The organism is Polyangiaceae bacterium, from assembly GCA_016715885.1.
Classification (GTDB): Bacteria; Myxococcota_A; Polyangia; order Polyangiales; family Polyangiaceae; genus Polyangium.
Map to the genome: position 1 here is coordinate 252,864 of JADJXL010000016.1, position 11,880 is coordinate 264,743.

Below are 11,880 nucleotides of genomic sequence, written 5' to 3' on the forward strand. Positions count from 1 at the left end.
AGCCTCCTTATTGGCAAGCAACAAGCTCGTGTCCAAATTGATCTTGCAGCGGAAGTGAGTCGTTCAGAACCGACCCGACAAGGATACACCGGCAAAGGTCGGTGCGACGACCGGAGTCATTTCGAACCCCATCGTGCTCGACTTCTTCCTCGTCATCACCGCGTATCCGACCGTGCCTGCACCGAGGATCAGACCCGTCACGAACATCCCCGTGCCCACGTTCACGTACGTGTCGTGGTCTTCGAGCGTGGATTTCAACGACGTGCACTTGGCAATGATTTCAGGCGTCGTTCCGGGGCAATCTCCCACCTTCAGACCTCCGCGAATGCCCTCCGCATCCGACGTCTTGCCTGAACCAGCCGCCCAAAATCCAATGCCCACTCCAAGCCCCGCTGCGGCGAGACCTGCGCCGACCGCAATGATCACCGTGCGCTTCGCATTGCCGCCCGCGCTCGCGCCGCCGACTTTGGGCACGAGCTGCAGATCGAGATCCTGCGTCGAGCCCTTGGCAACGACGACCGTGCGCAGCACATCGTCGTGACCATCCATGCGCCCTTCGATGACGCGCTGACCTACGTCGACGAAGACCCCTTTTTCGAGCGGCGATTGTCCGACGAGTTTGCCATCGACATAGAGCCTCGCGCCAATGACGTTCGTCTTGATGCGAAGCACGCCAATGTGTTGCTTCGCTTCTTCGATGCTCTTGGCGAGCGCCGCGCGCACTTCGGGTTTTCCCCCGGCAGGGAAACCATCGTACGCGTACGAAAGATGCTCGGCAGCGTCACGATACTGGCCGAGCTGCATCTCGACAGCACCGAGGTTGCCCGCCAGATCATGGCTCTGACGGAGATTCCACGCAGATTGATACGCCGCTTCCGCTTCGGCCCACTTTTGCTCGTCGTAGAGCTTGTTGCCCATCTCGTAGAGCTCTTTGGCGCGCGCCGTGTCGTCGGCACGTGCTGACGTGCCAAACGACATCGCCACGAGCGCTGCTGCGATGAACGCGCGTTGTCGCATGCTTTCCCCCGGTCAATCGAACAGTCGCGGTCGCGCCGTCGACGTTGTGGTCGGCGCTGGAGCCGTGGTCGTAGCGGTTGGTTTGGTCGTTGTCGAAGGTCGTCGTGGTGCCGTGCGCGGAGTTTGAGATTTCGTCGCGGGGGACGCTGCCCCAGCATCTTCCGTCGCGTCGGGCTCTTCCATTTCGACGACCTCCTCGGAGTCGGCAGGCGATGTCGTACTTGTTGCCGCAGGCGCTACGCCCGGTACGGAGATCGCGATCGGCGCGCTCGATGAGACTCCATCGGTTCCGCCGCTGGCCCCTCCGCTGCGCAGCACATATGCGACGCCCCCACCAATGAGTGCGGCGACGACGATGACGGCGATCCAAATCGCAGGGCCAAAATTGGTCTGCGCTTTGCCGCCCGTTGGAGGCATGGAAGGAAGACGTGCTGCTTGTGCGGGGGCAGGCGGCGCCATCGCGGCCGATGGCAACATCGATCGATCGATGCCTGCGTTTTGCGACCACGGACTTGCTGCTGCGCCCGGTTGAAGCTGCGGCTGCGGCTGCGATTGCGCGTCGGCAACTTCCACGTTCGCCGGTGGCGGCGGTGGACGTAGTCCGCCCGGCGGTAGGTCCATCTTCTGCGTCGGCATGTGCCGCGGATCGACCGTCTGAACCTTCATGTCCGGCGCAATTCGCACCTTGGACATGTCGATCGTCGCCATGCGTTGATGACGTCGTGGCACTTCGACCGGGGCAACGTACGCGCGCTTTTCACGCTCGCCATGCGAGGCGACCACGCCACCGCGCTTGCTCTGCGGAGCTGCGTTCGACGCATCGGCTGCTTCGTCGGGTTGGTCGCTTGGGTTGGAGTTGTCCGCGCTCACGCCTTCTCTCCCGCGCATGCCACAAGCGCGCTCTGCGAGACCATCATGCCCCGGATTGCCTCTCGCGCGCTAGCAGCCCGTTGCTGGTTCAACGAACTGCACCCTTTCATCCGCTCCCTCGTAAGCACCTTCGCCCCTCCGCACTAGCGCAACCACATCGCCGCGGCAAAGGGGGAACTTCATCCGTCCACACCCTGACCCCGAGCTTGTACTTTTTCCGACGCGCATCCGTCCCCGAAGGCCCCGTTTCATGGCATGACCGGGCCGTGCTTCCCTCCGACTCGACCTCCGCACCTCTCGCTCGACGTCTCCCTCGGCCAGACGAAGACACATCGGCCGACGACATCTTCGATCGATTTCTCGACTATGTGTACGAGAAAAACCTCGAGCTTTACCCCGCACAAGAAGAAGCCCTGCTCGAGATCTGCGCCGGCAAGAACTTGATCCTCAATACGCCGACCGGATCAGGCAAATCGCTCGTCGCCACGGCGATGCACTTTCTGGCCATGTCGAAGGGCAAGCGATCCTTTTACACCTGCCCCATCAAGGCTCTCGTGAGCGAAAAGTTTTTTGCTCTGTGTCGAGATTTCGGACCCGACAACGTCGGCATGATGACCGGCGATGCATCGGTCAACCGGGACGCACCCATCGTCTGCTGCACCGCGGAGATCCTCTCGAACATCGCGCTGCGTGAAGGCGACAGCTCGGGGATCGACTACGTGATCATGGACGAGTTTCATTACTACGCCGATCGCGATCGCGGCGTCGCATGGCAAGTTCCGCTGCTCACGATGCCGAACGCGACGTTCTTGCTCATGTCGGCAACGCTCGGCGACACCGAAAAATTCTCCAAGATCCTCACGGACTTGACGGGCAAAGAAACGGCGCTCGTGCGCTCGCGCGAAAGGCCCGTGCCGCTCGATTTCGAATACCGCGAAACGGCGCTGCACGAGACCGTCCACGATCTGGTGCAAAAAGATCGAGCACCGGTCTACATCGTTTGCTTCACGCAGCGCGCAGCCGCCGAAGAAGCGCAAAACTTGATGAGCCTCGACTACGCGTCGAAGGAAGACAAACGCGCAATCGCCAACGTGCTCTCCGGCGCGCGGTTCGATAGTCCCTACGGCAAGGATTTGCAGCGCTTTCTGCGCCACGGCGTCGGACTGCATCACGCGGGCCTGTTGCCGAAGTATCGCTTGCTCGTCGAAAAACTCGCGCAAAAGGGTTTGCTCAAGGTCATCTGTGGAACGGACACGCTCGGCGTCGGCGTGAACATCCCGATTCGCACGGTGCTTTTTACGAAACTGTGCAAGTTCGACGGACAAAAGACGGCGATCCTCAGCGTGCGCGACTTTCAACAGATCTCGGGACGCGCAGGAAGAAAAGGCTTCGACGATCGAGGCACCGTGGTTGCGCAAGCACCCGAGCACGTCATCGAGAACTTGAGACTCGAAGCGAAAGCCGGAAGCGATCCCGTCAAGAAGAAGCGCATCGTACGCAAAAAACCGCCTGAAAAAGGCTACGTGCACTTCGATCGAGCCACGTTCGAAAAGCTCATCGCGTCCGATCCCGAGCCCCTCGTGTCGCGTTTTTCCGTGTCACACGGGATGCTCCTGAACGTGCTCGGCCGCGAAGGTGACGGTTGTCGCGCGATGAAGAAGCTGCTCTCGAGCGTGCACGAAACGCCCGCGCAGCGGCGGATTCACAAGAAGACGGCGCTGCAAATGTTCCGCTCGCTCGTGCGCGGAGGCATCGTGGAACTGCTCCCGTTTCATCACGAATCGGGCCGCAAAGTGCGCGTGAACGTCGACTTGCAAGAAGACTTTTCCATCAATCACGCCCTTGGTTTGTGGCTCGTCGACACCGTTCACAAGCTCGATCCGGAATCGGCGACGCACCAGCTCGATGTCCTGACGCTCGTCGAAAGCATCCTCGAAAACCCGGATCTCATCCTGCAAAAGCAGCTCGACAAGTTGAAGCGGCTGAAGATGATCGAGCTGAAACAAGCGGGCATGGAGTTCGAGGATCGCGTCGCGGAGCTCGACAAGATGGAGTATCCGAAGCCGCAAGCGGAGTTCGTGTACGGCACGTTCAACGAGTTCGCGAGGCATCATCCGTGGGTCGGACGCGAGAACATTCGGCCGAAGTCGATCGCGCGTGAGATGTACGAGAACCTGTACTCGTTCAGCGACTACATCCGCGAGTACGAGCTTCAGCGCAGCGAAGGGCTTTTGTTGCGGTACTTGTCGGACGTGTACAAGGCGCTCGTGCAGACGGTGCCGGACAGCGTGAAAACCGACGAGATCGACGACGTGGAGATTTTTCTCGGAGCGATCGTGCGTCAGGTGGACTCGTCGCTGCTCGAAGAGTGGGAGCGGATGCGCGATCCATCGCGTGCGGTGAAGGTTGTAGAAAGACAAACCGAGGAGAAGGAGGCGTTCGACATCACGACCGACACGCGTGCGTTCGTCGCGCTTTTGCGCAACGAACTGTTTTCGCTCGTGCGTGCGCTGTCGAAACGCGATTACGAAGAGGCCTCGGCGATTGTGCAGGCTGGTGGCGAAGAATGGACGCCGCGGCGATTCGACGAGGCATTGGCCGCGTATTGGGAGGAGCACCCGGAAATTCGGACGGATCCTGCGGCTCGCAATCCGAGCCATACGCAGGTGCGTCAATGGCCGTTCGTGTGGGAATTTACGCAGATTTTGGTCGACGAATCGGGCGAAGGCGATTGGGTGCTGGAAGGCGTCATCGATATCGACAAGTCGCGGGAAGCAAATAAGCCGGTGATAACGCTACGGAGGATTGCGGGGTAGAAATTTACACGAGCTATTTTCGCAAGCCTCGTGTCGTGCGATGATGGTGACATGTGGATCGATGCCGATCTTTGCGGCGGAAACATTCATCTCGTTCGCAAGCATCACGGCGGATCGGCGGAGCTTACGCTTCAGCACGACAGCGCGTCGCCCATCCGCCAATGGTTCCACTTCCGCGTGCGAGGCGCTCAAGGGTCGCACCTCGAATTGTCGATCGTCAATGCAGGTGAGGCCAGTTATCCTCACGGCTACTACCATTACCGCGCGCTCGCTTCGTACGACCTCGAACGATGGTTTCGCATCGACACGCATTTCGACGGACGAAAGCTCGTTCTTCGGCATCGACCTGAAGACGACGTCGTGCATTATTCCTATTTTGGAGCATATCCTCTCGACCGGCAACGAACGCTTTTGACACGCGCATCGAGTGTGCCGTGGATGCGCGTCGATTCGATTGGACGAAGCATCGAAGGCCGCTCGATTGATCTCGTATCGTTTGGCAATGATGGTCCGGGCAAACGGCGAATATGGATTTCAGCCAGGCAGCATTCCGGGGAAACGATGGCGGCATTCTTTGCGGAAGGCGTCATCGAAAGGTTGCTCGATGGCGATGACGAAGTCACCCGCGCCTTGCTCGACGATTGCGTGATTTTCATTGTGCCCAACGTCAATCCGGATGGCAGTGCCCGAGGCAATTTCCGTACGAATGCGGCTGGGCGGGACCTCAATCGCGAATGGGCATTTCCCAACGCCGAAGCGAGCCCTGAAGTGCTCGCCGTTCGATCCGCCATGGAAGAAGCGGGTGTGGATCTCTATCTCGACATTCACGGCGACGAAACCGAACCGTGCATTTTCGCCGTTGGTTGCGCGGGGAACCCTCGATATTCGGACCGGCTTCATTGGCTCGAAAGGCGGTTTGCCGGGGGCCTTGTGAAATGTGATCGCGGTTTTTCCCCCGAGCACGATTATGGACCGAACGATCCTGGCAAAGGCGACTTGCGAATTGCCAACAATTGGGTCGGCGAACGCTTCGATTGCTTGTCCATGACCATTGAAATGCCCTTCAAAGATGTTGCGCCAGCAGATGGATTTTCTCCCGACCGAGCGCGCTCGTTTGGCCGCCGGACGCTGGAATGTGTGCTCGAATCGCTGGATGCATTGCGGTGATGTGGCACTTGTCTGCTCGAATGTGGAAATCCAGCATATTCCGAACAAATAGAATGCATTCGGGGGTGGACAAAATGCGCGATTCGTCCTAGACGGTGCCTCGTTTCAAATTTCGTGGCGGTGCAGTTGATGAAGCTTCACGAACGGCTTGCGGCACTGGATCTTTCTCCGGTGCCGACGTGGGTATTCGACGCGGGTTTTTTCGTCAGCGTTGGGCAAATCATGCTGCTTTGGAGATCTGGCGCGCGAAAACGCGCGAAGAGCTCTACGCCCGCGATTACTCGGACATGACCGCATCCACGCGCGCGAGAATGCAGGGGTACATCGAGAGCTTTCGCTTTGGGCGCAGCGCTGAAGAGGAATGGACGCTGTATCCAAAAGGCGAACCCGTGACGATGAAGCTCTTCATGTCGGGTGTGCAGCTCGACGACGATCGCACGGGCGTGCTCATTCAGGCATTCGTGAAGGAAAAAGGGCCCACGCCGGATCTCGTGCGCAGCATCGAAGCGCTGAGGCACACGTCCTTGATGGTGACGCTGCTCGACATGGAGGGGAAGATTGTCCTGCAAAACCCGGCAGCCATTCGAGCGTTCGGGGCGGAGAATTCGTTTGCTTCTCGATTCACCGATGACGCGATATCCGAAGCGATTTTTGCGTCGGCGCGTGCGGGCGAAGTCTTCGAGCTCGAGACGCTCGTGCGAGCGGAGACTGGCGACAATTGGCACGCGATCGAGGCGCGAACATTGCCGGATCCTGCAACGGGCAAGACCGTCATTTTGGTGCAGCACACGGACGAAACTGCGCGCTATCAAGCCGAGCGGCGTGCACAGGACGAAGGTCGGCTCGCGGCCGAATTGCGTGGAACGCTGGCGCTCGTGGAGAAGCAAAAAGCGGAGATTTTGGCCCTGTCCGCGCCCATGCTCGAAGTGTCTGCTCGCACGATTGCATTGCCCATCATCGGTACACTCGATTCAGCGCGAGCGAATGCGCTCGAGGAGCGCGTTTTAGCGGTCGTGTCGAATCGCGGGGCAGAATGCGTCATCTTGGATTTGACCGGTGCCGACGCGTTGACGACCGCTCAGACGGCCGAACAAGTGGCCCGTCTTGGCCGTGCGATTCGGCTTCTCGGCGCGCGCACCATCGTGACAGGCATCGCGCCAGCGCTCGCGCGGACGCTCGTCATGGCAGGCGTGGATATGGGCGACGTGCTTCTCTTGCGGAGTCTGCGTGACGGAATCGCCGCGGCTGCAAAACGCGAGCGAGCTTGATGCGTCAATGACCGTTGGCTTTTTTCAGCAGCGTTCCGGCCACGTACGTAATGATTCCGCGGTGGAAGACCTGACTGAAAAATGCATTGATTTTGTTGATGATGCCCGGCACGATGCTGCGTTTTCTGCGAAACATTGCGCGTAAGCTGATGCGTGCAACCTGCGCGGCCGTGAGAACCGACGCATTCATGAGGGGCGGATGTTTTGCCCCCGCGACGTCGTTGAATTCGGTCGTCGTGACGCCTGGGTAAAGCGTCGTGACACTCACGCCGGTTCCCTCGAGCTCGAAGCGCAAAGCTTCCGAAAATTGCCCCACGAACGCTTGGCTTGCCGCATAGGCCGCGACATAGGGTGAAGGCAAAAAAGCAGAAGCCGACGCGACATTGAGGATGTAGCCGTGTTTTCGCTCGACCATGGCCGGCGCGAATTCGCGACACAGGAATGTCAAAGCGTCGATGTTGAGCCGGAACATCGCGGCCATTTTGCGCGTGTCCATTTCGATGAACTTGCCCTGCATGCCATATCCCGCATTGTTGATCAGGATTTCGGTATGCAGCTTCCTTCGAGCCGTCTCTTCGCGCAGGCGCTCGGCAGCGTCGGGCTCCGACAGATCCAGTGGAATCACGCAGACGTCGACGTTCGTGCGTTTACGAATGTCGGCAGCGAGCGATTCCAAGCGATCGATACGACGAGCGACGAGAATGAGGGGATAGCCCTGATCGGCCAGCTCGTGGGCCATGGCGAGCCCAATACCGCTGCTGGCGCCGGTGATGAGCGCGTAATCTTTCTTCATACGAGGCTAGCCGCGTTCATTCCGAGTCGGCATCACGCGAGCTCGGTTTTTTCTTTTCGTCGGCTCGTTTGATGGGTAGCGGAATGCCATGGTGATGCAGGTAATTCGACGAAAGCCGCCAGTCTTCGTAATACGTGCCGAACAAGCGGTCGAAGAACGAAAACCCTGCTGCATGGTTGATAAGATTGCCTCGCTTGCAATGGTGCAGCTTGTGCGCGTGATTGTCCATGAAGATGTAGCTGAGCCACCCGATGTTGAACGTGATGTTCGTATGGTCGGTGGCTTGGAGCAGCAGGATGAGCCCGTAAGCGACGAGGGTCGGGGCCAGATCCATTCCGAGCAGCCACGAAATGATGATGAGCGCCGGTTGGAATTGCCCGAGCGACGTATCGACGAGCGACGATTGATTGCCGCGGAGGAAATCCAGCTCGGTTACCGAATGATGAGCCGCGTGCTTTTTGCGGTAATATCTAAGAATCCGGTTGGGGCCTCGGCTGTGACTCATGAACTGATGAATCAGATAATAGGCGAAGTCACAAAGGACCGTCGCGGCAGCAATGAGCCACCAATTGTTGTAGAGTTTGCCGTAGAGCGGAAAGTGCGAAACGACGTACCAGCCCGCAGCGACGAATCCGCCGCCAATCGCCACGCCCTTGATGAATACCATGAACAGCCCGTCGAAGATTTCCCTCGGCGTGGCTTTGGGAATCCCGAGCGCCGGCCAAAACTTTTCGCAAACCAACGTAAATGGAATGAAGAAAAACGATACCGCAAAGAACGCCCAGATGGTGTTCCATAGCGTGACGCCAACGATGGCCAGCACGACGACGTACGCAATCGGCGATCCCAAATGGCCAAATATCCCGAACCACACGTTGCCCCGTTCCTCTTTCGGGATGTCGGGAATCGCAAGCTGATCGTACTTCATGGCCGTCATGCGACCCGCGATGCCCCTTTTTTCGGGCTCCGGTGCAGCATCGATCGATTGGGAGATCTGAATCCGTTGGGCCATGTCGTCGTTCCGTAGCGTTAAGGCGTGCGTTTGGGCGTCGTGAAGCGTTTCTACGAAACGCGGCGCAATGATCCGTCTACCGTAGCTACTTTCTCGCGTCAAGCTTGCGGCGAACCACTGCATGAATTCGTGACTGCTCATGATGAAATCTTGATTCAATGCCGCATTCGACCTCACAGTTTCCGGCCTTCGTTATGATGACGTTGGAAAATACGATCATCACTGCCGTGATTTTGAAGTTTCGAAGGGAGCGCGAAAACGCCCGTATCGGCGTGACAAACGCGTACGCGCCGCCATGAAGCGAGCGATCGAGCGCCGCTCGACCGTGTAAATTCGTGAAAATCAACAAAATTCGACGCTCGGTTGCCGAAGTCGGCTCGTCGAAAGTGCGCAGCGACGCTACGGTTCGACTCGATTTTTGCAATCTCATTCTCTAAGCTCGATCCTCATGGGCCTGCTCATCGCACGCGACACCTTTGACGAGCACGAGTACGATCGTTTTTCAGAGCGGCTTCGGGCTAGCCTCGAGGCCCTCGAATCACTCGTGCGAAATAGGCCTGGGTTTGGCGAGGGCGAAACGACGATTGGTGCCGAGCTCGAACTTTTTATCGTCGATGACGCTGGGCTGCCGCTGCCGGCCAACCGCGACGTCTTGGCGCGAACGGTCGATCCTCGATTCACTGTCGAGATGGACCGCTTCAACCTCGAATTCAATGCTCGGCCCGGGTTGCTTGCTGGGCGGCCATTTTCGGCGCTGACGACGGAAATAAATGGTGCCATTGCGGAAATATCGCGAGCCGCGCGCGAATGCTCCGGACGTATCGTGCATATTGGCATTTTGCCGACGCTGCGTCGCGAAGACCTCGTCCTCGAAAAAATGACCGACATTCCCCGCTACGTCGCTTTATCGAAGGGCGTGCGACGGCTCCGTGGTGGACCCTTTCATTTGCGAATCAACGGCGTCGATCCACTGGCGCTCGATACGGACGACGTGGCGATGGAAGGAGCGTGTACCTCCTTTCAAATTCATTTGCGCGTTTCGCCCGCGAACTTCGTGCGATACTACAACGCAGCACAGTTGGCCACGATTCCTACGCTGGCTGCATCGGGCAATTCTCCCATTCTCGTGGGGCACCGTCTCTGGGAAGAAACACGAATTGCATTGTTCAAACAATCCGTCGACGATCGCGCGGAACATCCCGGCTGGCATCCTCCGCCGCGCGTCGCGTTTGGTCATGGCTGGATGCGAAAGAGTGTCGTCGAGGCATTTGCGGAGAGCGTGGCATTGCATGTTCCGCTCTTGCCCGTTCTTGGCGAGGAAAACCCGCTCGAAGCTGCCCGTCGTGGTCAAGTGCCATCGCTTGCCGAGCTTCGATTGCATCATGGCACTGTGTGGCGGTGGAATCGCGCGGTCTACGATCCCGCGGATGGGGGCCATTTTCGCATCGAATTCCGCGCGCTGCCTGCAGGTCCTACGACCGTGGACATGGTGGCCAATGCAGCCTTCATGCTAGGGCTGACGCTCGGATTGGCGCCGGACGTGGATCGAATTCTGGCGGCGTACCCATTTCCGCTCGCTCAATATGCGTTTTACCGAGCGGCTCAATCGGGGCTCGATGCCGTTTTCCCGTGGCCAACCGATGCTCCGCCATCGCCTCGTGACATCAATGCTCGAGCCCTATGTTTGCAGCTCCTGCCCATTGCACGTAGGGGCCTCGTCGATGCCGGCGTCGACGCAGAAGAAGCCGACCATTATCTCTCGATTTTCGCTTCACGCGTCGATACGCGCCGCACAGGTGCATCGTGGCAGCGCCGAATGCTTTCGGAATTGCTCCGCAACATGCCGCTTCAAGATGCTTTGCAAGCGCTTCTTCGCCAGTACGAAACTCTTTCTGGCGGTGGCGCACCCGTTCACGAGTGGCCCATTCATTGAAATAGCCAAGAATGGTAATACGCGAGTATCTCGCGGACGATGAATACGGGCTCTTTCAGTAGCCTTCGCGTCATCTTCGCAGGCACCGTGTACACACGCACGCGCGCCCGCGAAAAAAGCATTTTTACACGCGGTTCGTGATAATAATGGCTCACCGCAAGGGCCTTCGAAAATCCTTCGCGCTGCATGAGCTCCGCGGTATTGCGTACCGTCGACGACGTGTCGATTCCTGCTTCGTCGAGCAAAATGTCAGCAGCCGGTACACCCGCTTCCACCGCGCGCTTTTTCATGACCTCCGGCTCGGAATACCCATTTCCCTGGTCTATCGCACCACTCATGACGAGTTTTTTGATGAGTCCTTTTTGATACAAACGAATTCCTTCATCGACGCGATCGGACAGCGCAAGCGATGGCGTGCCGTCATCCCATACGCGGGCACCGAAAACGACTGCACAATCGGCTTCCCGAGCGTAGTTCGTTGGGCCAAACGTAAACATCAACAAAAGCGGTAGCGCTGCCGCGACGACACATGAAATTGAAAAAAATTGGAGCGCTCGTTTCCACGTCCAGGCATCTTTCGAACGACCACGAGCCATGTCATACGTGAGCGCCGCAAAGAACGCGCATACCACTATGGAGCTTGGAATGGGAAAGGACGTCTGAACGTGACCCGAAAAGACGACGCAGTAAAAAATGATGATATCCGCGGCCGAAAGAAGCGCTACCGTGCCCACGAGCACGGCCGCAATGCTGCGAAATCGCTGCGTTTCGAACGGTTTTACGCGATTGAGAACGAGCACCACTGCGACAAGCGCTTCGAACGGCAGCGCAAAAACATGCAATGATTCAGGTACACCGACGAACGATCGTATGACGTCAAACGGTCCGCGCAAGAGCTCGCCGAGCACGTTGACGAGGCCGAACACGCCAACGGCTGCGCCCGCATCGCGAAGGAGCGAACGCAGCACGTTGGAAAGGGGGCGCATCGGTGGATTGAAGGAAGC

Annotated in this window: 9 protein-coding genes; 4 read left to right on the forward strand and 5 right to left on the reverse strand. The window is 58.4% G+C overall.

Annotated elements, in window-relative coordinates; translation table 11 throughout:
• Positions 1–63: 63 nt before the first annotated feature.
• Both IPM54_18610 and IPM54_18615 read right to left on the reverse strand, forming a co-directional pair.
• Complete coding sequence (locus tag IPM54_18610) at positions 64–1,017, reverse strand: PEGA domain-containing protein (protein MBK9261800.1); 954 nt, start codon at positions 1,015–1,017, stop codon at positions 64–66.
• 12 nt (positions 1,018–1,029) lie between these two features.
• Entirely contained in the window at positions 1,030–1,494 is a 465-nt protein-coding gene (locus IPM54_18615) for a hypothetical protein (GenBank protein MBK9261801.1), read from the reverse strand.
• On the opposite strand from IPM54_18615, the gene IPM54_18620 reads away from it, so the two are divergent.
• The 3 genes from IPM54_18620 to IPM54_18630 all read left to right on the forward strand — a co-directional run bounded on the left by IPM54_18620 (position 1,485) and on the right by IPM54_18630 (position 7,138).
• Positions 1,485–4,703 carry a DUF3516 domain-containing protein gene (locus IPM54_18620; GenBank protein ID MBK9261802.1) on the forward strand — a complete coding sequence of 1,073 codons (3,219 nt, stop codon included), beginning with the start codon at positions 1,485–1,487 and terminating at the stop codon, positions 4,701–4,703. The genes IPM54_18615 and IPM54_18620 overlap by 10 nt on opposite strands.
• 51 nt (positions 4,704–4,754) lie before the next feature.
• On the forward strand, positions 4,755–5,870 hold the full coding sequence (locus tag IPM54_18625) for a hypothetical protein (GenBank protein MBK9261803.1): 1,116 nt from the start codon (positions 4,755–4,757) through the stop codon (positions 5,868–5,870).
• A gap of 179 nt (positions 5,871–6,049) precedes the next feature.
• On the forward strand, positions 6,050–7,138 hold the full coding sequence (locus tag IPM54_18630; GenBank protein ID MBK9261804.1) for an STAS domain-containing protein: 1,089 nt from the start codon (positions 6,050–6,052) through the stop codon (positions 7,136–7,138).
• A 4-nt stretch (positions 7,139–7,142) separates the two neighbouring features.
• On the opposite strand, the gene IPM54_18635 is transcribed toward IPM54_18630, so the two are convergent.
• Together IPM54_18635 and IPM54_18640 are read right to left on the reverse strand one after the other, a co-directional pair.
• Positions 7,143–7,931: an SDR family oxidoreductase gene (locus IPM54_18635; GenBank protein ID MBK9261805.1), complete on the reverse strand. Its 789-nt coding sequence runs from the start codon at positions 7,929–7,931 to the stop codon at positions 7,143–7,145.
• Between the two features lie 16 nt (positions 7,932–7,947).
• Positions 7,948–8,943 carry a sterol desaturase family protein gene (locus IPM54_18640; protein ID MBK9261806.1) on the reverse strand — a complete coding sequence of 332 codons (996 nt, stop codon included), beginning with the start codon at positions 8,941–8,943 and terminating at the stop codon, positions 7,948–7,950.
• Between the two features lie 448 nt (positions 8,944–9,391).
• Between IPM54_18640 and IPM54_18645 the strand changes: the two genes are divergently transcribed.
• The gene (locus tag IPM54_18645; GenBank protein MBK9261807.1) at positions 9,392–10,876 is read left to right on the forward strand and encodes a glutamate--cysteine ligase; all 1,485 of its coding nucleotides are present in this window, start codon (positions 9,392–9,394) and stop codon (positions 10,874–10,876) included.
• On the opposite strand, the gene IPM54_18650 is transcribed toward IPM54_18645, so the two are convergent.
• Positions 10,870–11,862, reverse strand: a complete 993-nt coding sequence (locus tag IPM54_18650; GenBank protein MBK9261808.1) for a YdcF family protein — start codon at positions 11,860–11,862, stop codon at positions 10,870–10,872. The genes IPM54_18645 and IPM54_18650 overlap by 7 nt on opposite strands.
• Positions 11,863–11,880 lie beyond the last annotated feature (18 nt).